This window comes from Nocardia sp. Marseille-Q1738 (assembly GCF_965283145.1).
Genome location: NZ_CBDIMS010000013.1, coordinates 1 through 24,333, shown reverse-complemented (window position 1 = coordinate 24,333; position 24,333 = coordinate 1). Strand labels below are relative to the sequence as shown.

General features: G+C 68.4%; 17 protein-coding genes and 1 pseudogene. 8 read left to right on the top strand and 10 right to left on the bottom strand.

Going from position 1 to position 24,333, the window contains the following annotated elements:
* Positions 1 to 50: 50 nt before the first annotated feature.
* A complete protein-coding gene (gene dcd, locus ACWPXK_RS31565; protein WP_454199819.1) occupies positions 51 to 650 on the top strand; it encodes a dCTP deaminase in 600 nt (199 codons plus the stop codon).
* Between the two features lie 77 nt (positions 651 to 727).
* Here dcd and ACWPXK_RS31560 read toward each other — a convergent pair whose 3' ends face one another.
* Entirely contained in the window at positions 728 to 1,177 is a 450-nt protein-coding gene (locus ACWPXK_RS31560; protein ID WP_364321073.1) for a hypothetical protein, read from the bottom strand.
* Between the two features lie 229 nt (positions 1,178 to 1,406).
* On the opposite strand from ACWPXK_RS31560, the gene ACWPXK_RS31555 reads away from it, so the two are divergent.
* From ACWPXK_RS31555 to ACWPXK_RS31545, 3 genes are all read left to right on the top strand, one after another.
* Entirely contained in the window at positions 1,407 to 2,744 is a 1,338-nt protein-coding gene (locus ACWPXK_RS31555) for a helix-turn-helix domain-containing protein (protein WP_454199818.1), read from the top strand.
* 102 nt (positions 2,745 to 2,846) lie between these two features.
* The gene (locus ACWPXK_RS31550) at positions 2,847 to 4,103 is read left to right on the top strand and encodes a pyridoxal phosphate-dependent aminotransferase (RefSeq protein WP_454199817.1); all 1,257 of its coding nucleotides are present in this window, start codon (positions 2,847 to 2,849) and stop codon (positions 4,101 to 4,103) included.
* Between the two features lie 347 nt (positions 4,104 to 4,450).
* Positions 4,451 to 5,728, top strand: a complete 1,278-nt coding sequence (locus ACWPXK_RS31545) for a YibE/F family protein (protein ID WP_454199816.1) — start codon at positions 4,451 to 4,453, stop codon at positions 5,726 to 5,728.
* A gap of 234 nt (positions 5,729 to 5,962) precedes the next feature.
* Here the strand turns inward: ACWPXK_RS31545 and ACWPXK_RS31540 are convergent, their stop codons facing one another.
* Together ACWPXK_RS31540 and ACWPXK_RS31535 are read right to left on the bottom strand one after the other, a co-directional pair.
* Entirely contained in the window at positions 5,963 to 7,270 is a 1,308-nt protein-coding gene (locus tag ACWPXK_RS31540; RefSeq protein ID WP_454199815.1) for an Hsp70 family protein, read from the bottom strand.
* A 152-nt stretch (positions 7,271 to 7,422) separates the two neighbouring features.
* Positions 7,423 to 8,745: a UDP-glucose dehydrogenase family protein gene (locus ACWPXK_RS31535; RefSeq protein ID WP_067476621.1), complete on the bottom strand. Its 1,323-nt coding sequence runs from the start codon at positions 8,743 to 8,745 to the stop codon at positions 7,423 to 7,425.
* 144 nt (positions 8,746 to 8,889) lie between these two features.
* Between ACWPXK_RS31535 and ACWPXK_RS31530 the strand changes: the two genes are divergently transcribed.
* The 3 genes from ACWPXK_RS31530 to ACWPXK_RS31520 all read left to right on the top strand — a co-directional run bounded on the left by ACWPXK_RS31530 (position 8,890) and on the right by ACWPXK_RS31520 (position 11,925).
* On the top strand, positions 8,890 to 9,426 hold the full coding sequence (locus ACWPXK_RS31530; RefSeq protein ID WP_454199814.1) for a YdcF family protein: 537 nt from the start codon (positions 8,890 to 8,892) through the stop codon (positions 9,424 to 9,426).
* 121 nt (positions 9,427 to 9,547) lie between these two features.
* Positions 9,548 to 10,777 (top strand): acyl-CoA dehydrogenase family protein, encoded by a 1,230-nt coding sequence (locus ACWPXK_RS31525; protein WP_454199813.1) that lies wholly within the window; start codon positions 9,548 to 9,550, stop codon positions 10,775 to 10,777.
* On the top strand, positions 10,777 to 11,925 hold the full coding sequence (locus tag ACWPXK_RS31520) for an acyl-CoA dehydrogenase family protein (protein WP_454199812.1): 1,149 nt from the start codon (positions 10,777 to 10,779) through the stop codon (positions 11,923 to 11,925). The genes ACWPXK_RS31525 and ACWPXK_RS31520 overlap by 1 nt, the downstream gene beginning before the upstream one ends.
* A 75-nt stretch (positions 11,926 to 12,000) precedes the next feature.
* Here the strand turns inward: ACWPXK_RS31520 and ACWPXK_RS31515 are convergent, their stop codons facing one another.
* Entirely contained in the window at positions 12,001 to 15,159 is a 3,159-nt protein-coding gene (locus ACWPXK_RS31515) for a (Fe-S)-binding protein (RefSeq protein WP_454199811.1), read from the bottom strand.
* A 458-nt stretch (positions 15,160 to 15,617) separates the two neighbouring features.
* On the opposite strand from ACWPXK_RS31515, the gene ACWPXK_RS31510 reads away from it, so the two are divergent.
* Positions 15,618 to 16,325 (top strand): hypothetical protein, encoded by a 708-nt coding sequence (locus ACWPXK_RS31510; protein ID WP_454199810.1) that lies wholly within the window; start codon positions 15,618 to 15,620, stop codon positions 16,323 to 16,325.
* A 71-nt stretch (positions 16,326 to 16,396) separates the two neighbouring features.
* Here ACWPXK_RS31510 and ACWPXK_RS31505 read toward each other — a convergent pair whose 3' ends face one another.
* The 6 genes and pseudogenes from ACWPXK_RS31505 to ACWPXK_RS31480 all read right to left on the bottom strand — a co-directional run.
* Positions 16,397 to 17,284, bottom strand: coding sequence for an NRDE family protein (locus tag ACWPXK_RS31505; RefSeq protein ID WP_454199809.1), 888 nt, complete (start codon positions 17,282 to 17,284; stop codon positions 16,397 to 16,399).
* Between the two features lie 138 nt (positions 17,285 to 17,422).
* Positions 17,423 to 18,748: a S1 family peptidase gene (locus ACWPXK_RS31500; protein ID WP_454199808.1), complete on the bottom strand. Its 1,326-nt coding sequence runs from the start codon at positions 18,746 to 18,748 to the stop codon at positions 17,423 to 17,425.
* 112 nt (positions 18,749 to 18,860) lie between these two features.
* Positions 18,861 to 20,219, bottom strand: coding sequence for a S1 family peptidase (locus tag ACWPXK_RS31495; protein ID WP_454199807.1), 1,359 nt, complete (start codon positions 20,217 to 20,219; stop codon positions 18,861 to 18,863).
* 164 nt (positions 20,220 to 20,383) lie between these two features.
* Positions 20,384 to 21,478, bottom strand: a complete 1,095-nt coding sequence (locus tag ACWPXK_RS31490) for a hypothetical protein (protein WP_454199806.1) — start codon at positions 21,476 to 21,478, stop codon at positions 20,384 to 20,386.
* Between the two features lie 47 nt (positions 21,479 to 21,525).
* On the bottom strand, positions 21,526 to 24,123 hold the full coding sequence (locus ACWPXK_RS31485) for a LuxR C-terminal-related transcriptional regulator (protein WP_454199805.1): 2,598 nt from the start codon (positions 24,121 to 24,123) through the stop codon (positions 21,526 to 21,528).
* Positions 24,116 to 24,333: pseudogene (locus tag ACWPXK_RS31480) on the bottom strand (Hsp70 family protein); the annotation flags it as partial. The gene ACWPXK_RS31485 and the pseudogene ACWPXK_RS31480, both read right to left, overlap by 8 nt.

The window sequence follows — 24,333 nt, the reverse complement described above, 5'->3', positions numbered from 1 at the left end:
GTTGTCGACAGGCTGCAGTGCCGCGGCGAGCAGGCGCTACGCTCGTCGGCGTGCTGCTTTCCGATCGTGACATCCGTGCGGAGATCGCCGCTGGGCGTCTCGGCGTCGAGCCGCTGCTGGAGAACCTGATTCAGCCGTCGAGTATCGACGTGCGTCTGGACCGGATGTTCCGGGTGTTCAACAACACCCGCTACACCCACATCGACCCAGCGCAGCGGCAGGACGAACTGACCAGCCTGGTCGAGCCGGAAGAAGGCGAGCCGTTCGTGCTGCATCCCGGGGAGTTCGTGCTCGGCTCCACGCTCGAGGTGTGCACGCTGCCGGACGATCTGGCCGGACGGTTGGAGGGCAAGTCGAGTCTGGGCAGGCTGGGCCTGCTGACCCACTCGACCGCGGGTTTCATCGACCCCGGTTTCAGCGGTCACATCACGCTGGAGCTGTCCAACGTGGCCAATCTGCCGATCACGCTGTGGCCCGGCATGAAGATCGGCCAGCTCTGCCTGCTCAAGCTGACCAGCCCCGCCGAGCATCCGTACGGCAGCGCCGTGGCGGGTTCGAAGTACCAGGGCCAGCGCGGACCGACACCGTCGCGGTCCTATCTCAACTTCCCGATTCCGGCGGCCGCGATGGACGCCGCGGAATCGCGCTGAGCGAGGGCCGGGCCCGCCTCGTCGACTGTGCGGAAGCGGCCCCGGCGGACGGCAGCGGGAACTGATCGCGGAGGTGATCAGTCCCCGCCGCCCGCTCCCACCGCGAGCGCCGTAGTGAGGATGACGGACAGCGGCGGAAGCGTGTCACCGCGGCCCGGCGGGCTGACCCAGAAGCACCCTTCCCGGGTCCAGCGGCCTAGGCCGGTCGGCAACATCACGGCACTGCCGATAGCGGGCAGTCCGATATCCAGCCGATTGAGCACCTCGAGCACCTGGGGTCCCGGTCGGCTGTCCGGCTCGGCGAGGAAGCTCCATCGGATCTGTCTGGCCAACATGGGACCCCTCATGCCCTGTTGTTCCAGTGCGGTGCGCACCTTTTCGGCGCGTGCGGTCGGCAGGTGAACGACGCAGACGCGCCCGGTGACCGGGAGCATGGCGAAGCCACCACGTTCGGTGACCGGCAGCCCGAACTCGTGCCGATAGAAAGCCACCCAATCGTCCACGGTCCTGAGCTTCTCGACATTCACGGCGAACTCCTTGCCTTCCCTCTCAATGGTCCCGTCGTGCCTGCTGATTCGGCATCGCCCGAGAGGCCGCCTTCCGCTGCCCTTCCGCTGCCTTTGATAGAGCGCGTATTTCAACTGTGGCTCTGCTCACAAACCCCTCGTACTCTGGAAGGAATCCGTGCGGAAGGGATGAACCGTGGTCAGGCATTGGTCAGGCAGAGAGGCCCGAGCCCTTCGCGATGCCAAGCGGATGAGCATCAGGGAGTTCGCCGCCCATCTGGGGGTGCACGAACGCTTGGTGTCCAAGTGGGAGGCCGGCGGCGTCCGGGTCCACCCACGACCGATCAATCAGGCCGCTCTGGACACGTCCTTGGCCAGGTCCGACGAAGTGGTGCGGGCGCGGTTCGCGGCAATGATCGATCAGCCGGTGACCGATCGAAGCGTCCCGGCGGGTTTCGATGCGCGGGGCGGCGCCTCCGCAGGCGGCCCGTATTCGACCGACGCGGATCTTCTGGCTCTCATAGACGCCGGTGCGATGAGAGGTGCTGCGCTAGCAGCGATTTCGGAGAGGGATCTGATCATGGCGGCTGCCCACGAGGCCAGCGAGCACGCCGGCAAGGCCGAGAGCACCAATGTGGGTGCGACCACCCTGGAACAACTCGACGCGGATGTCGCGCGGATCGCGAACGATTACGTGCACATCCCGCCGGTTCCGATGATGGTGGAGATGTTGCGGGTGCGACGCCGGGTGTACCGGCTGCTGGAGGGCCATCAGCGGCCCGCGGATACCAGCCATCTGTATTTGCTGGCGGGCACGCTCTCGGGCCTGCTCGCCAACGCGAGTACCGATCTCGGCTATTACGACGCCGCGGGCGAACAGGCCAGGGCGGCTTGGGCTTATGCGGAACTCTGCGGGCACAACGGACTTCGCGCCTGGACCCGCGGCATGCACGCGCTGATCGAGTACTGGTCGCAGCGCCCCCGCCGGGCGGTCCAGCTCGCGCAGAGCGGGCAGGAGTTCGCCGAGTCCGCGACCGCGCAGGTGCGACTGCTCAATATCGAGGCGCGGATCTGGTCCGCGCTGGGCAGCACCGCCGACACCGACCGATGCATCCGGGCCGCCGCCGACGCCCGCGAAATCGGCGCGACCGACGCCCTGCACGACGAGGTGGGTGGCGTCTTCGGTTTCAACGACGCCAAGGCCAACTACTACGCCGGAGCCACCTACATCCACCTCGGTCAGGCGGAGTCCGCGCTGAACGCCACCAAGCGGGCCATCGAGCTGTATGCGAAAGGCCCGTCCGAGCAGCGTTCCTACGGCGCGGAGTCCTTGGCGAGGGTGGACTGCGCGGCCGCTCACCTGATCAACGGCAGTCTGGACGGGGCGGCCGAGGCGCTGCATCCGGTGCTCGACCTCGACGAGGACAAGCGCATCGCGCAGCTGGAGGAACGGTTGAACGGCGTGCGCAGACGGATCGCGACCCCGCCCTTCAAGGACGCGGTGGAAGCGCGGCGTTTGGACGAGCGGATCGAGGAGTTCTGCGGCTCCACGGCGGCCAAGGGCATCCCGCCGGGCAACCCCTGTTGATGTATGACGCGTCACATTCAACCGCCCGGAGCCGCCGTCGCGGCCACTGCCACCCGATGCTCGCTCGGACACGCGATTTATCCAGTTGCGACGGATGGCACCATGGGACGCGTGAGTCCTAGTCATCATCCGCACCGCCCCCCGCGTGTTCTGGAGCAGTCCACGAAGCTGCAGAACGTCGTCTACGAGATCCGTGGACCGGTACACGCGCAGGCGGCACGGCTGGAGGCCGAGGGCCATCGCATCCTCAAGCTCAATATCGGCAATCCGGCCCCGTTCGGGTTCGAGGCGCCGGACGTGATCATGCGCGACATCATCGCCGCGCTCCCGTACGCCCAGGGCTACTCCGAATCCAAGGGCATCCTGTCGGCGCGGCGCGCCATCGTGACCCGCTACGAACTGGTGCCCGGCTTCCCCGAACTGGACGTGGACGACGTCTACCTCGGCAACGGCGTCTCCGAGCTGATCACCATCACCATGCAGGCGCTGTTGGACAACGGCGACGAGGTGCTGATCCCGGCGCCGGACTACCCGCTGTGGACCGCCATGACCAGCCTGGCGGGCGGCACCCCGGTGCACTATCTGTGCGACGAGTCCAACGGCTGGCAGCCGGATATCGCCGACATCGAATCGAAGATCACCGACAAGACCAAGGCGCTGCTGGTGATCAACCCGAACAACCCGACCGGCGCGGTGTACTCCGCCGAGGTGCTGCAGCAGCTGGCCGATCTCGCGCGCAAGCATCAGCTGTTGCTGCTGGCCGACGAGATCTACGACAAGATCCTCTACGACGACGCCAAGCACATCTCGTTGGCGACCATGGCGCCCGACCTGCTGTGTCTGACCTTCAACGGGCTTTCCAAGGCCTACCGGGTCGCCGGCTATCGATCGGGCTGGGTGGCGATCACCGGTCCCAAGGAGCACGCGGCCGGTTTCCTGGAGGGCATCGACCTGCTCGCCTCGTCGCGGTTGTGCCCGAATGTGCCTGCGCAGCACGCGATTCAGGTAGCGCTCGGCGGACATCAGAGTATCGAGGACCTGATCCTGCCCGGCGGCAGGCTGCTCGAGCAGCGCGATGTCGCCTGGGAGCGGCTGAACATGATTCCGGGCGTTTCCTGTGTGAAGCCGAAGGGCGCGCTGTACGCGTTCCCCAAACTGGATCCGAATGTGTACGAGATCTACGACGATTCGAAACTGATCCTGGATCTGCTGCTCCAGGAGAAGATCCTGATGGTGCAGGGGACCGGCTTCAACTGGCCCGACCACGATCATCTGCGGATCGTGACGCTGCCCTGGGCGCGGGATCTCGCGGTCGCCATCGAACGCTTCGGCAACTTCCTTTCCAGCTATCGCCAGTGAGGACGGTGCGGGGTGTGGCACGATAGCCGCCCCGCTTCGAGCAGGTAAACAAACCATATGTACGAATATCTGTCGGATTTTGCGACTACCTAGCGCAAAAGAAGTACTTTTGTGTACAGTGGTCCTCGGCACCACAGAGTGCCTGGTCGGATTGCCTACCCCCCTGGGCACATCCGACCTCGGGTTCGGCCGCCTACCCCCCTGGGCCGCCGACCCGCGGGCGGCGGAGACATCCCCCTGCTCTCCGCCGCCCCCTCCAAAATCCCGCTTTCTTTTCCGATCGGATCGCTTCGTCTGTGTATCGTGGCCACCGCTCTGCAGAAACACGTCTGACAGGTAGGAGCGCGGTGAGCGACCACCACCATCACCACGATCACTCGGGACCGATCGCGATCGGCGCCCCCGCGGCGCGCGTGGTCATCGGGTTACTCACCGTGATCGGCATCGCTGTCGTCATCGGTGCGATCGCATTGTGGCCGAGCAAGCAGCACGTCGATATCCCGCTGCCGATGCAGAACGCCGGTGGCGGCGCGGTACAGACCGAAGCGGGCACCGTGGTGATGCAGGACATCGGCCCGTGCGGCAGCCCGTCGCTGGGCAAGGTGTTCCCCGACAAGCCCGAGCCGCCACGCAGCAACGCCTACACCTGCCAGCGCAGTGTGATCGCGATCGAGTCCGGCCCGCACAAGGGCAACCGCACGTTGTTCGAAATCGCGCCCGGCCCAGGACAACCCGATCTGCGCGCGGGCGACGAGATCCGGGTGGTCCGCCAGACCGATCCGAGCGGAACGCCGCTGTACTCGTTCGAGGACTACTCGCGCGGGCTGCCGCTTACGCTGATCGTCCTGGCTTTCGTGGTGGTGATCATCGTGGTGGCGCGCTGGCGCGGCGTCCGTGCGCTGCTGGGACTGGTGTTCGCCTTCGCGGTGCTCGTGATGTTCCTGCTGCCCGCGCTGCTGGACGGCAAACCCGCGATCCCGGTCGCGTTGGTCGCGGGCTCGTTGATCCTGTACTCCGTGCTGTATCTGGCGCACGGAGTGAACCTGCGCACCAGTTCGGCGCTGCTCGGCACGCTCACCGCGATGTTGCTCGCGGCGGCGCTGTCCTGGCTCACGATCGAGTTGACGAGTCTGACCGGGCTTTCCGAAGAGCAGAACACCAACGTCGCCACCTACATCCAGCACGTCAGCATCACCGGGTTGCTGCTGGCCGGGTTCATCATCGGGTCACTCGGCGTGCTCAACGACGTCACCATCACTCAGGCCTCGGCCGCGTTCGAGCTGGCCGCCATCGACGAATCCGCTACACGGCGCGAGGTTTTCGCCGCCGCCATGCGCGTGGGCCGCGACCACATCGCCAGCACCGTCTACACCCTGGTGCTCGCCTACGCCGGTGGGGCGCTGCCGCTGTTGCTGCTGTTCAGCGTGGCGGGGCGGTCCATTCGCGACGTGCTGGCCGGTGACGCGGTCGCGATCGAGATCACGCGCTCCGCGGTCGGCGGCATCGCGCTGGCGCTCTCGGTGCCGTTGACCACCGGCATCGCGGTGCTGCTCGCCCGCCCGTTCGGCGCCAAGGAGCCGAGCCCCCCGCCCCGGGCCCGGCACGCCCGGCACGCGCGGGTCTGAGTGGGCCTTCTCGGCGACCGTGCTCTCGGCCGCGGCATGTGAAGGTGCACAGTCGTGCAGCCGTCGACACCTGTGGAAACCGCCACGGCCCTGACGACCGCGGCGACGATGCGCGAGGTGCCCGTCGGCGGTTCGCAGTGCGGCCGCTGCGCGCCAGTCAGTTCCCGGTGGGGTGCGGCCCTACTTGCTGGGATGTCGATCATCACGCCAGGCCGAAGCCAGGGCGCATCCGATTCAGCGCGGCGGCGGTGGGGGGAACGGAAAAACCCCAGGTGGGATCGTGGGGACCACGATCGGCGGAAGGCCGGGCACGACAATGGTGTTCGGGCCGGGAGTCGGTGGCGCTTCGCTGGTGGTCTGTCGCCGATTGGGCGGCGGTGCGGCGACCGACTCGTGCGCGGATGGTTCCGTCGTGCCCGGTGCGACCGCGATCTGCGGGTCGAGGATCGTGGTGCGCGGCGCGGTGGTCGGCGATAACGAGGGCGAACCCTCGTTGGTGTGCGAATCGCGTTCCAGCACCTGCGGTCCGTAGCCGAGGCCGAGCCCGATCGCGGCGACCACGGCGAGCGCGCTGACCGTCAACACGGCGCCGCTGATCTCGCGTTTGCCGCGCTGGGACGGTGCGGATAACCAGGCGGGCGAGAGTTCGTCGTCCAGTACCGGGCTCGCGGCGGCCGTCTCCTTGCGGACCGGCCGGGCCAGGAGCGCGGCGCCGCGGGCCATCACGGTCTCCGGGCTGTCCGGCACGATGACGGGCACGCCCATCCAGCGCTCGAGCACCTTGGCCACCAAGGGAATTCGGGCACAGCCGCCGATGGCGAGCACCCCGTGCACCGGGCGGTCGGAGCGCACGATCACGTCGCGCGCCATCCGCGCCGACGACTCGATCGCCAACATGATCAGCGACTCGAAGTTCTCCTGCGCCAGCAGCACCAAGCCCTGCTCGCTCGGCAGCGCCACCGCCGTGTTGCTGCTCAGCTGCTCCTTGGCCTCCCGGCACAGCGCGTCCAGTTCGGCCAGGCCCGCCGCGTTGGGCGGGTGGGCGATCCGGCCGGAGGCGATCTGCTGCTCACGAATCAGCGAATCGAGATAGTCGCCGCTGATGTCGCTGGTGCGTTCACTGTGCCGGACTTCACGGGTCTGCGTGTCGACCACGCTCACCGACAGGCCCGAGCTGCCCAGGTCATAGACGACCAGCGAGGAGATACCGCGGATATCGCCGGTGGCCTGCGCGAACTCCAACGCGGCGACGATCTCCGGCACGAGTTCATAGTTGGTCACCTGCTGACGCGCCATGGCCGCGCGAATGGCGCGGGCGTGCTGCTCACTGCGGTAGGCGATCGCGGTGGCGCCGATTCCCGGCGCGGCTTCCAGAGTGACACCAATGGCTTCGGCCGCGAGCTCTTCCACGCTCTGACCGGCAACCGGAATGGTCTGCAGGTCGAAAGAATGCGGGGAGACATGCCCTTGGGGGTTGCCGGCATGCGGGCGCGCCATTCGGACAGCGCCGGCCCCCACCGAAACTCCCAGTACCGAACTCATCAGCTGCCCATCTCGTTAACACGTCACGACATGCGAGCTCGCACCGCACGTCGGCGGAGGAGGCGCGCTGGACGGACCCTACCGCCGGCGATCAGCTGTGCTTAAGGCGGACTGGTCATCTGTCTGGCAGTAGTCCGCCTCGCTCCGCAACTCTACGGTGTGCCGAGTCCCGCGTACACCCATCCGGCGTCTCTCCAAGTGGCACGATTGAGACAGTTCCGGCCGTCGATGATCGAGCGCGCCCGCACCACCCGGTCCAGATCCTGCGGGCGCAGCGCGGTGAACTCGTCCCACTCGGTGAGAACGAGCACGACATCGGCACGTTCGCAGGCCTCGGCGATCGAGGTCGCGTAGTTCAGCGTCGGGAACACCCGGCGCGAGTTCTCCAGTGCCTTCGGGTCGTACACGGTCACCACCGCACCGTGCAGCTGGATCATGCCCGCCACGTTCAACGCGGGGGAGTCGCGGACGTCGTCGGATTCCGGTTTGAACGCCGCGCCGAGCACCGCGACGTTGGCGCCGAGCAGTGAGCCACCGCAGGCGCGGGCGGCCATGTCCACCACCTTGGTGCGGCGACGCATGTTGATGTTGTCGACCTCGCGCAGGAAGGCCACGGCGTGGTCGGCGCCGAGTTCGCCCGAGCGGGCCATGAACGCGCGGATGTCCTTCGGCAGGCAACCGCCCCCGAATCCCAAGCCCGCGTTGAGAAATCGGCGGCCGATCCGCGCGTCGTAACCGAGCGCGTCGGCCAGCATGGTCACATCGGCGCCGGTCGCCTCGCACACCTCCGACACCGCGTTGATGAACGAAATCTTCGTCGCCAGAAACGCATTCGCGGAGACCTTCACCAATTCGGCAGTGGCCAGGTCGGTCAGCAGGAAGGGGACCTCGGCGGCGAGGAGGTCGGCGTAGATCTCGCGCACCAGCTGTTCGACCCACCCGGCCGCGTCGCGGTCGCGGTCGACGCCGAGCACCAGCCGGTCCGGGCGCAGGGTGTCCTTGACCGCGAAGCCCTCACGCAGGAATTCCGGATTCCACGCCACCTCCACCTCGGTGGGACTCAGCGCGCGGGCGCGGTCACCCAGCGCGGCCGCCGTGCCGACCGGAACCGTCGACTTGCCGACGATCACCGAAGGACGCTCCAGCATCGGGGCCAGCGTATCCACCACCGCGTGCACGTATTTCAAATCGGCGGCGTACTCCCCTTTCTTCTGGGGAGTGCCCACGCCGAGGAAATGCACCTCCGCGTGCGCGGCCGCCTCGGCATAGGAGGTGGTGAACCGCAACCGGCCTGCGTCGAGGTTGCGGCGCAGCACATCCTCGAGTCCGGGTTCGTAGAACGGAACCACTCCATCGGACAGCTTCGCGATCTTCCCCGGGTCCACGTCCACCCCGATGACGTCGTGCCCGAGTTCAGCCATGCACGCCGCGTGCGTAGCCCCGAGGTACCCGGTTCCGAAGACTGTGCATCGCATGATCGATTGGTAAGCCCCGACTGTGGCCACGCCACGTCACCGAGGCAAGTGTCCGGGCAACAGCAGATGTACATGCGGCGACATCGGCGGGTGCGGCCCATTGACCTGGTCGAATCTGTGCCATGCCCGGCTAACATCGGCGTGGTGCGACGTCATCGGTGGGCCTTGGCCCTGCTCGGTGCTGGTCTGGTGGTCGCGGTTGCCGTGGTCGCGCTCTGGCCGGTCTACGTGCGTCCACGGACCGACCCACCCGCCCCGGCGGACGCGATCCTCGTTCTGGGCGGCGCGCACGACGGGCGCGAACAACTCGGCCTGCGCCTCGCGCACGAGGGGTACGCGCCGCGTGTGGTGTTCTCCGATCCGTATACCAACAGCGCGATGCTGAACCGCATCTGTCATGGCGGCTACAGCTTCGAAGTCCTGTGCTTCGACCCCGCGCCGCGGACCACCCGCGGTGAGGGCCGAGAACTCGCCCGCCTCGCCCGCGCACACAATTGGCGGCGGGTCATCGTCGTCACGTTCACCCCGCACATCTCCCGGGCCCGCTACATCCTGCAAAAGTGCTGGGACGGAGAACTTCTCTTCATCGACCCCCAACCCCGTCTCTCCGTGCCCCGCTGGGCTTACGACTACGCCTACCAATCCGTGGGCTTCGCGAAGGCATTCTTCGAGGACTGCTAGCTGCGGGCCAAAGTGGAGGCAGGCGACATCAGTTTGACTCGATGAGAGAGTTGACCGTACATTCTGTCGCGTGGCGGGAATGTCGCCACGGAAGCGATTGGCGGACCCTCCGGGAGGGCAGATGGAATACGACTGGTCGGCGGAGGATCTGGCGTTTCGGGACGAGGTGCGCGCGTTTCTCGCCGCGAAACTGACGCCGGAGTTGCGGCGGGCTGGGCGCTTGGCGACGAGCGTGTATCCCGACCACGGGGCGAGCATGGCATGGCAGCGGATCCTGCACGAGCGCGGCTGGGCGGCGCCCGGCTGGCCGGTGGAGCACGGCGGATGCGACTGGAGCCTGACTCAGCACTACATCTTCCATCGGGAATCGGCGCTGGCCGGGGCGCCGGCACTCTCCCCGATGGGGATCAAGATGGTGGCGCCCGCGATCATCGCATTCGGCACCGCCGAGCAGAAAGCGTTCTATCTGCCGCGCATTCTCACCGGCGAAATCTTCTTCTGCCAGGGCTACTCCGAACCCGAGGCCGGATCGGACCTGGCCGCGCTGACCATGGCCGCCGTCGACGACGGCACCGACTTCGTGTGTACCGGCAGCAAGATCTGGACCACCCATGCCACCGAGGCGAATTGGATCTTCTGTCTGGTGCGCACCTCGCGCACGGGAAAGAAACAACAGGGCATCACGTTTCTGCTGATCGATATGACCTCGCCGGGCATCGAGATCCGGCCGCTGGTGATGACCTCCGGTGAACAGGTGCAGAACCAGGTCTTCTTCGACAACGTGCGGGTGCCCAAGAGCAATGTCCTCGGCCGCATCGATGACGGATGGACGGTGGCGAAGTACGTGCTCGTACACGAGCGCGGGGGAGCGGCGGCGCCCTACCTCCAGGTCATGGCACAGGACATCGCCACAGCCGCGGCGCGCCAGCCCGGCCGGGACGGCAGTCCGCTGATCGATGACCACGCTTTCGCGGCCGAACTGGCCGACCTGCGGATCCGCACCGAAGTGCTGGAAATCCTGGAATACCGCACCATTTCCGCGATGGCGCGGGGCAAGGACCCGGGCCCCGCGTCGTCCATGCTCAAGATCCTCGCGACCGAACTCAGCCAGAAGCTCACCGAGCTGGCGTTGGAAGCCGCCGGTCCGCGCGGGCGCGTGTACCAGCCGCACGCGACCGAACCGGGCGGCCCGATCGCTCGATACGTCCCGCCGGCCGACGGATACCTCAGTGGCGCGGACTGGCAGGCCGTCGCACCGCTGCGCTATTTCAACGACCGGGCGGGCTCGATCTACGCGGGCAGCAACGAGATCCAGCGAAACATTCTCGCCAAAGCAGCATTGGGGCTCTGATGGACTTCACACTTACCGAGGAGCAGGAAATGCTCCGCTCCGCGATCGCCGGATTCCTCGGCGCCCGCTACGACCTGGAAGAAAGCCGCGCGGCGGCGAAATCAGATGTCGGCTGGCAGCCTGCGATCTGGCGGGGGTTCGCCGACGAACTGGGGATTCTCGGCGCGACCCTGCCCGAGCGGGTGGACGGATCCGGCGGAGGTCCGGCCGAATTGATGGTCATCGCCGAGGAGCTCGGTCGGGCGCTGGTGGTCGAGCCGTTCATCGACACGGTGGTCATCGGCGCCGGGCTGTTGGAACGCTGCGGTGGCGACCAGGCCGACGACGTGCTACGCCGAATCGTCTCGGGTGACGCGCGCGTCGCCTTCGCCGCGCTGGAGCCGACCTCCGGGCACACACTGTACGACGTGTCGACCACCGCCTACCGCGACGGCGATTCGTGGGTGCTCGACGGCGCGAAGGTGGTGGTGACCAGCGCACCGCTGGCCACGCACCTGCTGATCACGGCGCGCACTTCCGGCGAGCGCCGCGACAAGGCGGGGATCTCCTTGTTCCGGCTGGAATTCGACGCGAGTAGTCCGCCTGCCGGAGTCGAACTGCATTCCTATCGGACCGTGGATGACCGGGTCGGTTCCGACCTCGTGTGCACCGGCCTGCGCCTGCCCGCCGACGCACTGCTCGGCACGGAGTCGGATGCCTGGACGGTCATCGAACCGACCATCGCGGAGGCGACCGCGGCGATCTGCGCCGAGGCCGTCGGATGCATGCGGAAAGTGCTCGCCGACACTGTCGACTACACCAAGCAGCGCCAGCAGTTCGGTCAGCCGATCGGCGGCTTCCAGGTCTTGCAGCACCGCATGGTCGATATGTATATCGAACTCGAACAAGCCGTCGCCGCTGTCTATCTGGCGATCCATTCGTTTCGCGCCTCCGCCGCGGACCGCGCGCGGGCGGTGTCGGCGGCGAAAGTCACCATCGCGCGGGCGGCGCGGTTCATCGGGCAGAACGCCGTGCAACTCCATGGCGCGATGGGCATGACCGAGGAATTGGCCATCGGCCACTATTTCAAGCGCCTCACCGTGATCGAGCACGAATTCGGTTCCATTGCCGAGCATCTCGCCCGGTACGCCGCGCTGACCAGGCCGTAATTCGCACGCCACACGGGAAACGAAAGAGCCCGGGTCTCGAGGACCCGGGCTCTTGTCGTCGGTCGGACGCCGTGCTCAGTTCTTCCGGCCAGGTGCCTTGGCACCGGCCTTGAAGCCGAGACCGCCTGGCTTGGCGGCGGGCGGAGCGACCTCGGGTGCGCCGTTGCTGCCGGTACCGTTGCCGGCCGGCTCCGGCTCGGCGGCGGATTCGGCCGGTGCCGCGGCGGGTGCCTTGTCCGTCGTGGCGGGAACCGCGGCACCGGGCGCCTTGGGGCCGGGCCGTTTGAAGCCGGACTTCATGGCCAACCCCTTGGCGGGCACCGTCGGCTTCGTCTCGACCGGTTTGGCGTCGGTCGGTGCCGCTGCCGTCTCGGCAGGCGCCTCTTCGGCCGCCGGGGAGGCGGTGGCCACCGGAGCCTTCGCGCCGGGCGCCTTGGCGGCGCCCTTCATCCCGAGGCCCTTGACCGGCTTGGGCGCCGGAGCCTCGGCCGCGGGTGCGGATTCGGTGACCGGGGCCGCGGCGGCTTTGGCGCCGGGCGCCTTGGCGGCGCCCTTCATCCCGAGGCCCTTGACCGGCTTGGAGGCCGGAGCCTCGGCCGCGGGTGCGGATTCGGCAGCCGGAGCCGCCGCGGCCTTCGCACCCGGCGCCTTGGCGGCGCCCTTCATGCCCAGACCCTTGCCCGGCGCCTTGGCCGGACCCTTCATGGCCAAGCCCTTGGCGGGCGCAGGAGCAGGCGCGGCCGAAGCTTCCGCGGCCGGAGCCGCTTCCGCCTTCGCGCCGGGCGCCTTGGCGGCGCCCTTCATGCCGAGTCCACCACCGGGCGCCTTGGCCGCACCCTTCATACCCAGACCACCGGGCGCCTTCGCCGGGCCCTTCATAGCCAGGCCACCCCCGGCCGGGGCCGCCTTGGCGGGCGCCGGGGTTTCGGTCGCCGCGACGACGGGCTCCGGTTCCGGCTCGGGCTCCGGTTCGACCTTGGGCTCCTGGATGACGGTCAGGTTCTCGGTCAGCGTGGCGGGCTCGACGCGTTCGATGGCGTCCAGCATCAGCTGTGCCACGTCGACGACCTCGACGCCTTCTCCTTCGCCCTTCTCCTGACGCGCGGTGACACCGTCGTTGAGCATCACGCGGCAGAACGGGCAACCGGTCGCGATCTTCCCCGGCGCGGAGCCGTTCGATGCCGCCAGGGTCGACAGACCCTCGTCGACCCGGTCGACGTTGATGCGCTTGCCGAGCTGCTCTTCCATCCACATCCGCGCGCCACCGGCGCCACAGCACATGGACCGCTCGCCGTGCCGCGGCATCTCGACCAGGTTCGAACCGGACGCCGCCATCAGCTCACGCGGCGCGTTGTAGACCTTGTTGTGGCGGCCCAGGTAGCAGGGGTCGTGGTAGGTGACGTTCTGCGACACCGGGGCGACCGGGATCAGCTGCTTCTGGCGCACCAGGCGGTTGAGCAGCTGGGTGTGGTGCACCACTTCGTAGCTGCCGCCCACCTGCGGATACTCGTTGTTCAGCGCGTTGAAGCAGTGCGCGCAGGTGACGACGATCTTCTTCTTGCGCTCCTCGACGCCCTCGAACACCGAATTCAGCAGCTCGATGTTCTGCTGCGCCAGCTGCTGGAACAGGAACTCGTTGCCCGCGCGGCGCGCCGAGTCGCCGGTGCAGGTCTCCTCGGCGCCGAGCACCATGAACTTCACGCCCGCGGTGGCGAGCAACTCGGCGACCGCCTTGGTGGTCTTCTTGGCACGGTCCTCGTAGGCGCCGGCGCAGCCGACCCAGAACAGGTACTCATAGCCGTCGAAGCTGTCGGCGTCCTGGCCGAAGACCGGGATCTGGAAATCGAGCTCGTTGATCCAGTTGAGCCGGTCCTTGGCGTTCTGGCCCCAGGGGTTGCCCTTGTTCTCCAGGTTCTTGAACAGACCGGCGAGCTCGGACGGGAACTCCGATTCGATCAGCACCTGGTAGCGGCGCATGTCGATGATGTGGTCGACGTGCTCGATGTCCACCGGGCACTGCTCGACGCACGCGCCGCAGGTGGTGCAGCTCCACAACACCTCGGGATCGATGATGCCGCCCACCTCCGCGCCGCCCACCAGGGGACGCTCCGCCTCGGCCTTGGCCGCCTCGGAGATCTCGGCCAGCTTCGCTTCGTTCGGGTTGCCCTCGGCGTCGACCAGGCCGACCTCGTCGCCGCCCATGTCTTTGCGGCCGCCGGCCAGCAGGTAGGGGGCCTTGGCGTAACCGTGGTCCCGAAGGGACATGATCAGCAGCTTCGGCGACAGCGGCTTGCCGGTGTTCCAGGCGGGGCACTGCGACTGGCAGCGCCCGCACTCGGTGCAGGTGGTGAAGTCCAGCCAGCCTTTCCAGGAGAAGTCCTCGATCCGGCCGGCGCCGAAGGTGTCGGTGTCCGGGTCCGCGGTCTCCATGTCGACCGGTTTGCCCTTCGACATCATCGGCTTGGCCGCGCCCAGCGCGACGCCGCCGTCGTCCTCGCGCTTGAAGTAGATGTTCGGGAACGCCGAGAACCGGTGCCAGGCCACGCCCCAGGTGATGTTGCGGCCGACGTAGTAGAGGAACGCCATACCCGACATCAGCTTGATGAAGGCGAAGATCGACACCATCACCGGGCTGGCGGGCAGCAGCTTCGCCACCTGCATGGTGAAGAAGTCGGTCGCGGCGTTGGAGTGGTGGTAGGTCGCGATCTTTCCGGCCTTGACGAAGATCATGCCGAGGCCCTCGAGCAGCACGATCGCCTCGATGACGTAGGCCGGTCCGAACTTGGAACCGCTGAACCGGGACAGGCGCTCGGGCACGCGCGGATGATTGAGCTGACGCAGGATGATCAGCGTGGTGATGCCGACCACGGTGCCGATGCCCAGGATCTCGTCCCACAGGTGGTAGATCGCCAAGTTGCCGATGAGCGGCCAGTGGAACGCCGGGTCGAACGTCTGCCCGTACGCCTCGAACCACAGCATGGCGCCGCCGAGGAAGCCGATCATCACCAGCCAGTGCGCCCAGCCGACGGTGCGGAATTTGTTCATCCGCGTGTGCGCGAGGAACTCCACGATCATCTGCTTGAACCGCGGGAAGAAGGGCCGCCAACGATCCGGCGCGGGCTGTCCGATCATGATGGCGCGCGCGATATTGCGGACGCCGCCTATGAACGACGCCCAACACAGGAGGCTGAGCGCCGCCCCAATCGTGCCCAGCGTCACTGTCAGGGCATTCATGTCGCGACCTTTCTTTAGAGGCACCACGAGCGCGGCCGGTCTGTTACCGCGTCGGTTGGCTCGTATCCTAACTGGCAGTAAGTTACCCGCCAGTAACAACCCCGTCCATCGTACGATCGGCTTTCGGGCTATAGCCCCACATGCTGGGGCTTGACCCATTATTTACCTGTGATCAATGTCACAGGAGATTCCGCCTACCTTCTCGCTGGTCCGGTGACCACCACGGTAAACGGCGAAGCATTCCGCCCGGTCGGTAAGGATTGGCTTAGTCCCCATGACTGATAAGGCATCTCGCTTAAAACGCGGTGTTCCATTAGGCTCACGACGTTCAAATAGCTGTGCCCGTCTTCACACCGCTCGGGGAGGATCCGGAGCCGACCACCCGGATTTGATGGAAAGAGCTCTCGCGTGCTGGAGATCAGCCGGTGACGACGACCTGATGATGGATTGGAAACTGAATGAAACTCCGCAGAACCACCGCGGCGGCTGCGATGGTCATCGGTGCGATGACCATCGGTCTGGGGACCGCACATGCCGACGAGCCGGCCGCTACGCCTGACCCGATTCGGTACTCGGTCAAGCTGGTGGAGAAGACCGTCGTGACGACGCTCAAGGGGGGCACGTTCGAGCTGGCGAAGTCTTCTGAGGATGTCGAGGAAGACGACATCTACAAGATCAAGGACGCGCAGGGCAACACCGTGCTGGCGATGCCGATCGCGTTCAAGGTCGCCGACACCGTCGTGCCGGTGAAGCCGGTCGTCAAGGACGACAGCACCGTGCTCGAGCTGACCCCGGACCAGAGTGTCGCTGTGCCCAAGGACAAGCCGGTCAACACCGTCAACGTCGTCGCGCAGCCGATCGCCTCGCCGCTCGAGAACCAGCGCGCGCAGAACGAGTTCGCCAGCCAGTTCGGCATCGCGACCGCGGTCGGCGGCTTCCTCGGCACCGCTGTGGGCGTCGTGCTCGGCGGTGTGATCGGCTGCATCCTCGGCCTGCCGTTCCTCGGTGTCGGCTGCATCCCCGCCGCGATCGCCGGTGCGGGCATCGGCGGCATCCTCGGCACCGTCGCTGTCGGCGGTCCGGCGCTGCTGGTCGCGGGCATGGACCTGCTCAACACGCTGCAGGCGCCCGATGGCACCACGAAGTGGGCGGATCAGCCGAAGTAAACTCTTCAGCTCGAACACTTCTCGCTAGAACCTCGGCGGCCCGCTCTCTTCGGAGGGCGGGCCGTCGCTCGTCAGGGGGTCGGATCGAGCATCCCCCGGACGACTACCTCGCCCAGATCCTGCCCCAGAACGCCGAACGAGCGTTCGACCATCTCGAACATGCCGTCCTCACGTACCAACAACACCGTGCTCGCCCTGGTGCCGTGCACGCTGTGCGCGATGAATCGGGCCGACAGCGCCCGTTCCATCTCGTACGGAACTCCGGTATGCGGTAACGCCTCATCCGGTGCCTCGGTGCGATCGGCGAGCACCGCGAAGTAGCGGTCCACCGCACCGGGATCGGATTCCACGAGCTTGCGCAGCTCGGTCATACCGGCCCGCACTTTGGGCCAGATGAGCTGTGGGGCGGCCAGATCCGCGTTCGGCCGGGTCATACCCGCGGAAGTGACGAACGTGCCGTTGGAGAGGCCGTGGAAGCCCGGAGCCAGCTCCCTCGGCTCCGCGGCGCTGCGGTTGGAATGCCACCACAGCGTCCGCAGGTCGGAGACCACCAGGTTGTAGCCGTTGTAGTCGTCGGGCGCCGCCGCGACATCGAGCACGTACTTTTCCGGGCCGGGAAATTCTCCCGCCGGATGGCGGTCCGAGGCGCCGCGCAGGAAGTCCATCAGCAGCGCGCCACGGGAACGGGCGTCGGAGCGCTCGTCGTTGGGGTCGCGCACATTCGTGACCGCCGCGAAGCGATTGTTGCCCTGCGGCTGTGCCGTGAGGCCCAGCCACGTGCCGGGAGGTTCGCCCTCGGCCCGGCCAACGGCTCCGGTGTCGCGCCCGGCGATCAGGCCGGGCACTTCCGGCCACCGGCGCATGGACTCGGTCGGCCGGGTGTAGAACTCATCCCGGTTGGCGGCAACGATCAACCGGTATTCCGGGTGGGCGCGCCAGCCGATCAACACCAAACACATGCAGTCCAGAATGCCCGACCGGCACGGCACCCCGCGCGGCGTTTCCACCACCGAAGGCCGCGTAAGGGCAGCGGAACGGACCGAAGACGGCGAAAAGGCCGACAGCACAACGGCTGCCGGCCTTTTCGCGTCCTGCTGTCAGTTGGTGCGCACGCGGAGCCCAGGGTTGTCCGAGAGCACGACGTGCACCGGCTGCGCGAACAGCTGCGGCACGTTACCCGTGAGCGCGCCGATCAGGTTCGGGATCTCGCAGATCGGGTAGTCGGCCACCGACGACGCACTGGAGATGCCCAGCGCCAGCCTGCCGGTCACGATCGGGCCGCCGCTGTCGCCGGGCAGCGCGCAGATGTTGGCCGAGAAGCTCTGGGTGAGTTCCCGCTCGCCGACCTGCACGGTCTGGTCGACCGCGTTGACCACGCCGCAGCTGAAGCCGGTGCGCGCACCGGACTTGCACACCGGAGCGCCGACGACCGGGGTAGCCACACCATCGATCGGGATCGGCGCCGCGCCGGGAGCGCGGACGCCGTTGTTGGCGAAGCGGTCCTTGGCCTGGTCGTTGATCCGCACGATCGAGTAGTCCTGCTCGCCGAGCACCGACTTCTGGAACACGCCCAGCTGGGCGCCGGCCCGGTCGCCGTTCAGCTCGTAGACGCCGGCGGCGTTGCCGGTGCCGGCCGAGCCGATGTCCGGGTTGCAATGCCCCGCGGTGATGTTGACGGTATTGCCATTGCGGTCGGTGCCGTTGAAGCCGAGCGAGCAGCGCAGCGAGCTGCGTCCGGCGATCGAGGCGTAGCCGTCGCCGCCCGCGAGGGGACCGCGCGCCTCACCGGCGATGTCACCCGCCTGCAGGGTGGCCTGTTCGCCTGCCACCGGCGGCGCCATCACGATGACGCGCGCCGGATCGATGAAGTTCGGCATCGGCAGGCCCGCCTGATCGACGCGCACCGCGATGCTGTTGTTCACGGTGTCGACCACCGCGCCGCGCACCAGCGCCCGCACCGCCTCCGGCTGGCCCTCCAGCCAGCGCTCGAACGCGCTCTTCTCGCCGCGCAGGGCGGCCTCGCTCTTGGCGACATTGCGGACTTCGAATCCGGCCGACTCCGCCGCCTTCTTGGCCTCCTCGGCGCCCGGGCCCTGAGCCAGGGCCACGACCGCTTTGCCCGCGTCGTCCAGCCAGGAGCCGGCGAACACGGACGGGTACTGCCGCTGGGCGGTGGTGGCGAACGCGGCCACCTGCTGCGCGACTTCCGCGCGGTGCAGATACTCGTCGGGCGAGATCTTCAGATCGCGGACCACCGCGGCCACCAGTTCGGCGGGCAGGCCGGGCGCCTGATCGGGTTGAGCCGTCGCTACTGCCGCCGTGGGGCCGAACAGCAGGATCGCCGCCGAGGCGGCGATCACTGTTTTTCGGATTCCGGTCTGTCGCGCAGCTGATCGGGGAGGACCTATACGTGGCAGGAGCATGAGCAGACTATATGGGGTTCTGCCCGGTATGCCTACTCATCTTGTGTTCTTGGTTGCCCCGATAGCCCGTCGGACGGCGATATGTCTGTCGCCACATGCGCGGAGGGTGAATTCAGCCCGCGTTCGGCCGGGTGCGCACCGCGATGCCGCTGCCGATTCCGCCACCGGAAGAGGCGTCGATGTCGGCCAGGATCGCCCGGATCGGGATGCCGAGCGAGGCGGTGCCGCCGTACTGCGCCAGGCCGATATTGGCTTCGTTGCAATTCGGCGCGTCCGCGGCGTTGGAACCGCTGGTGATGCCGAGCGCCAGCGTGCCGGACACGATAGCGCCGCCGCTGTCACCGCCGAGCGTGCACGCCGAACTGGCGAACCCGCGCACGGTCTTGCTCTCGCCCTCCGCGGTGTAGAGCTGGGTCTCCACCCGGTCGGCCACGACGAAGCCACAGGTGAACGTGGACGACTGGCCCGACTTGCATACCGGTGCCCCGGTGATCGGGTCGGCGGTGCCGGTGATCCACAGCGTGGTGCCGTTGGCGCCACGCACCGTGGGCTGATCCATGCCCGCCCGCACCGCGCGCTCGTTCAGTTTGATCACCGAGTAGTCCAGCGCGGCCGGGCCACCCAGCGAAGCGTGCACGAAGGTGCCCAGTTCGGGGCTGGCCGGAATGTCGCGCACGTTGGGGTAATAGACGGTGGCCTCCTGGTTCCCCTTGCCCACGTTCGGATCACAGTGGCCCGCACTGATGTTCAGCGCGTTGCCCGACGCGTCGATGCTGTTGAACCCGAACGAGCAGACATCGACAGCGCGCAGCGACGCGTCTTGCAGCGAACCGGGAGTGCTGATGTACGTGTCGCCACCCATCGGCCTGCGCTCGACCGGGCCCCCGCCGTTCGGCGACAGGATCACCTTGATGTTCGCCAGCAGGGTCGGCAGGTTGAGCAGGTGGCCCGCGGGGGTGTTGGCGACGCTGAGCACCAGCTGGCTGTTCAGGAAGTCGATCGCCACCGAGTTGATCCCCTGCGAAATCTCCCGCGGCAGACCGGTGATCCACTGGTTGAGCTGCACCAGCGAGTTCTCCAGGCTGTCGGCCGAGACCGGAGCCAGGCTGGTCTGGTAGCCGTCGGCCGCGGCGATCTTCGCGGCGTCCAGCGAGGTGACGGCGACGACGGGCTTGCCGTCGGCGCCGATCCATGCGCCCGCGTAGGAATCCGGTCGCTCCGAACGGAAGTCGCGCGCGTAGTCACGCAGCTGCTGGGCGCGCGCGGCGCGGTCCAGGTACTCGGTCGGGGTCATCTTCAGATCCCGCGCGATGGCCTGCACGAGTTCCGGTGGCAGGTTGTCCACGCCGAGCTGTGCGGGGGCCTCGGGTACCGCAGAGGCGGCGGTCGTGCCGAACAAGGGAGCCAGGAGAACGGTCGAGGCGATGGCGACAGCTTTGACCGCGGCGCGACGCGCCACCAACTTGCGCATGAAGTCCCTTCGTCGGCACGCACGTGCCAGCTAAATCCGTGGCCACGGACGCAATCCCATTGGCACACAGTCTTCGTCCAGCAACCGACCGCTGTGGCGAAATTCATCCGACAACAGGGTCAGCGCAACACTCTAGGGCACAAACTAGGAAAGGGCGCTACTAATCACCGACTACCCGGTGTTCCCATTCCGGGGATGGTCGGGATCGGCGGTAGCTGCCCGAACGGGTTGCGGGTGGTCGTGGTGGTCCGCGTCGTCGACGGAGGCGTGGTGGGTGGAGTCGTAGTGGGTGGCTCGGTGGGCGTCGGGGTGGTCGTCTCGGGCGTCGTCTCGGAGGTCACCACGGGCGGCTCGGGTTCCTCGGTGGTGGTGGGCACGGTGGACGACACGATCGATGGGGACGGCGGAGGGGGAGCCACCGACGTCTGCTCGGACTTGGCGTCCGGCAGTGGCGGCACCGGCGTCGGATCGCCGTCGCGGAACAGTATGGCCACCACGATGCCGCCGAGCACCAGTCCGAGCGCCGCTGCTCCGGCGATCAGCAGCGGCGTTCGCCTCTGGGCCTTCGCGGGAGCGGGTGCCTGCGCGTCCTCCTCGGGCGAGGCCGGTTCCGTGGCCGCGACGGGTTCGGCGATCGGGATGGCTGCCGAATACGCCTGCGGTGGCGCGTCGGCGGCGGACACGGCGGGGATGACGATGGTGTCCACCGTCGAGTTCTCCGCGGTCGACGGGTCCGGCGGGGTGGCTCCGGCCGGAGTGGCGAGCACGGCCGCCAGTGCACCGCGCGCCGCGTCGTGGGCGAACGAGCCCGGGTGTGCGCCGGTTTCGGCGCTGGGCAACTCGCCCTCACCGACCAGCAGCACCGAGCGGAGGCCGAGGTAGTCCAGTGCCTCGCGCAGCGAACGCACGTGCTCGGCGGGCCAGTCCGCCGGATGCGTCGCGTAGAACTCGGCCGGACCGTTCAGATGTTCGGCGGCCAGATTGATCAGGCAGAACAGGGCGGTCGCGACCAGATCCTCGGCGCGGTACGCCTCGCCCTCGTCGACCGAGATGCCTGTGGGGTCCCCTACGGCGCGCACGAATCCGGCGATCGAGTGGGAGTGCCCGGCGGGCGCGGGGCCGCCCAGGACGGTATCGCCGTCGTCGGACATGTGCAGGATCGACTCCCGGACGATGTACCGCGGTTCCTCGTCGCCGTCGGTGACGATGACCGCCGTGCACTCGTCCTCGGCGACGCGCAGGCCGACCCCAGTGGCCATCTTCTTCTACCTCGCTTCGGCGTGCCCGCTGACGGAACCGCACCCGGTCACACCAGAAGCGAGCCGTGTCCCATGGCGCGGAGCATCGACAATAACTCCGAACGGGAGCGGGCACCGACCCGGCGTCGAATGCGGGCGACGTGGTGCTCGACCGTCTTGGCGGAAATGTACAGGCGGGCGCCGATTTCCCGATAGGTGAGTCCGAGCAGGACCAGTTCGGCCACTTCGCGTTCGCGTTCGCTGAGGATCGCGGCCTGCGGCTTGGCGGGCGGCGTAGAGGCCGCGTCGCTGTTGTCGGCGGCCGCGGGTGTGGACGGCCGCGGCGGCATGTCCTGCGGGCGGGCTTCGGCGCGGACCGTGCGGGCCAGTTTGAGCAGCGCGGTGGCCGTCCCCGAGTCGGGCGCCGCGAGCGCCGCCTCGCTGGCCAGCCGGGCGCCGTCCCAGGTCATGCCGATCTCGGTCAGCGCGGCGACGGCCGCCTGGACCGGTGCGGTGGCGACCTGGCCACGCAGCACGAGCACCCAGGTGCGGCCCGCGTCGGCGAGCACGGCCGCGTGCCGGTCGCCCGCCTCGGCCGCCGCCTTCAGGGCGCGCGCGTGCGGTAGCAGGTCATCGGGGCTTTCGTGCGCGATCGCGGCCTGCACGCCGTACCAGTGGAAGGCGTTGGACCAGGCAGGTGGCTCGTCCAAGCGACGAAGCAGCGCGAGCGCGGCGTCCACCAGCGGCGTGATCCGGCGCTCGTCGCGCATCCGGATGGCCGCCAGCCACAGTTCGCCGATCGGCAGCACGGACAGCAGATCGGCCTGCACGTCGTCGAACAGCGGATACGCCGCCTGCCACGCGCGTGCGAGTGCGGTGTGATCGCCACTGCGCCGGGCGAGACCGACCGTGACGCCGTGCGCGAGCAGCCGGTCGCGGACGTCCAGCTCGGCGTGGTCCAGCGCGGCCACCGTCGCCGCGGCGGCGCGCTCGTCGCCGCCGAGCATCGCGGTCCAGGCCGCGAGCACGTCGAGCTGATGACAGCGCAGCCCGCTCGCGGTGGCACGCCGCAACGCGTCACCCGCGCGGCGCGGCTCACCGGTGCCGAGCGAGAGCAGGGTGGCGATCGAGGCCGCCGTGCACGGCAGGAAGCGTTCCACGCCCGCGTCCGCGTGCGTCGCCTGCACCAGCGCCGATACCGCGGCGGCGGTGCCGTTGCCCGGTTCGATGGTGTCCGTGAGCGCGGTTGCGATCAGCCGCGCGTGCGCGTCCGCCTCGGTGGGCGGCCACTGCGTCGCCGACGCGGACATCTCCTTGGCGCCCGCGGCGTCGCCCGCCAGGCACAGCACGGTCGCGCCGAGCGCCCAGTCCGGGCCGACCCGGTCCGGCCCGAGCCAGGTGTACAACTGCGCCGCGCGACCGACCAGGCCACGGCGGGTGAGCACCGCCGCGCAGATCCGCACGGCGGTCGCGAGATCGGCGCCCGGGCTGCCCGAACGCGCCAGCATCGGCTCGGCCAGCCGCATGGCCGTGTCGCCGTCGCCGGCGCGCGCGGCCGCCTCGGCCCAGCGCAGCGCGATCAGATCCAGTTCCGCGCCGGCGGAAGCCGCGGCGGCGTAGTAGCGGACCGCGTCGCGACCGGCCTTCTCCGCGGCGGCGATGAGGAATTCGGCCAGGCGGGCGTCGCGGACACCGGATTCGGCGAGTTGCACGGCGGTGCGGTCGCGCAGCAGGCCCGCCTCCAGCCGGGCGCCGAGCAACCGGCGTTCGACCGCGACGAACCTGCGATCGCCGAGCAGCGTGCGCAGCGGCCCGACGGCGGGCTCGAGCAGCAGGTCGGCGTCGGTCACCAGCGCACTGGCCCTGGCTCGGTCGATGAGATCCTGCGCGACGGCCTGCTCGATGCCGAGCACCTCGGTGAGCTCGCTGGAGTCGAGTCCGGTTCCGGTGGTGGCGACCACGAGCGTTTCCAGCAGGTCGGGCTCCAGGTTGTCCAGCAGCCCGCGTGCCCACGCGGCGACGGCCGTGTCGACGGCGGCGATGCCTGCGTCCAGCCGCGCCGAGCAGGCCGCGGTCAGCGCGGCGACCACACCGCCGCGGATACCGCCGGTCTGCAGGTGGATGTGCTGGGCGACCTGCCGCGGCACCATCATGCCCAGTTCCCTGGCGAATGGCGCCATGTCCGGGACGCCGAGCGGGCGCAGATCGACCACGCGCCCCCGCCGGGCCACCGCGTCGGCGAGCATCCGCAGCCGGGTGTCGTGCGGGCGCGGCTGGGTGGCGACGACCACCGTGCGATGACCGGATTCGACGGCGGAGCAGAGGTATTCGAGCTCGAAGTGGCCGAGGGTGTGGGCGTTGTCGATGACCAGGGCGGGGCGGGTGGTCTCGGTCGTCACCCCTGCCGTGCCTGTGACAACCGCGCCCGGCGCGTGGGACACCCCGTGTGAGCCGTTGCCCGCGTGTGCGTGCCGCAGCGCGGCGGTGTCGTCCTGCAGTGGGATGCCTCGGGCACGCAGGCGAGCCCGGATCTCCGTGAGGAGGGTCGACTTGCCGGTTTGCGAGCGACCGCGGATCAGGTAGACGACCGGCTGCTCGTCGACGGATTCCAGGTCGCGGAAGATGTCGCGGGCGCAGGGGAGGGTGTCGAAGGCGATCTCAGCCACCGGAGCCTCCCAGGATCTCGCCGGGCGCGCGCAGCACCGTGCCGACCGAGTCGCCGACGCCGTCGATGGTGTCGTTCAGCACGCCGGTCGGCAGGCTCGGCGCGCTCGGCACCGTGGGCCGCGGCTGCTGCGGCGCGGGTTGTGGGTTGGTCGGTGCAGGTGCCGGAGCAGGGGATGGCTGCGGCTGGGGTTGCGGCTGAGGGGCAGGTT

Bases quoted from the DNA above. Each gene is read 5' to 3' on its own strand.
- ACWPXK_RS31555 (WP_454199818.1), top strand. From the start codon at position 1,407: ATGAGCATCAGGGAGTTCGCCGCCCATCTGGGGGTGCACGAACGCTTG.
- ACWPXK_RS31550 (WP_454199817.1), top strand. From the start codon at position 2,847: ATGGGACGCGTGAGTCCTAGTCATCATCCGCACCGCCCCCCGCGTGTT.
- ACWPXK_RS31540 (WP_454199815.1), bottom strand. From the start codon at position 7,270: ATGAGTTCGGTACTGGGAGTTTCGGTGGGGGCCGGCGCTGTCCGAATG.
- ACWPXK_RS31535 (WP_067476621.1), bottom strand. From the start codon at position 8,745: ATGCGATGCACAGTCTTCGGAACCGGGTACCTCGGGGCTACGCACGCG.
- ACWPXK_RS31525 (WP_454199813.1), top strand. From the start codon at position 9,548: ATGGAATACGACTGGTCGGCGGAGGATCTGGCGTTTCGGGACGAGGTG.
- ACWPXK_RS31520 (WP_454199812.1), top strand. From the start codon at position 10,777: ATGGACTTCACACTTACCGAGGAGCAGGAAATGCTCCGCTCCGCGATC.
- ACWPXK_RS31515 (WP_454199811.1), bottom strand. From the start codon at position 15,159: ATGAATGCCCTGACAGTGACGCTGGGCACGATTGGGGCGGCGCTCAGC.
- ACWPXK_RS31510 (WP_454199810.1), top strand. From the start codon at position 15,618: ATGAAACTCCGCAGAACCACCGCGGCGGCTGCGATGGTCATCGGTGCG.
- ACWPXK_RS31505 (WP_454199809.1), bottom strand. From the start codon at position 17,284: ATGTGTTTGGTGTTGATCGGCTGGCGCGCCCACCCGGAATACCGGTTG.
- ACWPXK_RS31500 (WP_454199808.1), bottom strand. From the start codon at position 18,748: ATGCTCCTGCCACGTATAGGTCCTCCCCGATCAGCTGCGCGACAGACC.
- ACWPXK_RS31495 (WP_454199807.1), bottom strand. From the start codon at position 20,219: ATGCGCAAGTTGGTGGCGCGTCGCGCCGCGGTCAAAGCTGTCGCCATC.
- ACWPXK_RS31490 (WP_454199806.1), bottom strand. From the start codon at position 21,478: ATGGCCACTGGGGTCGGCCTGCGCGTCGCCGAGGACGAGTGCACGGCG.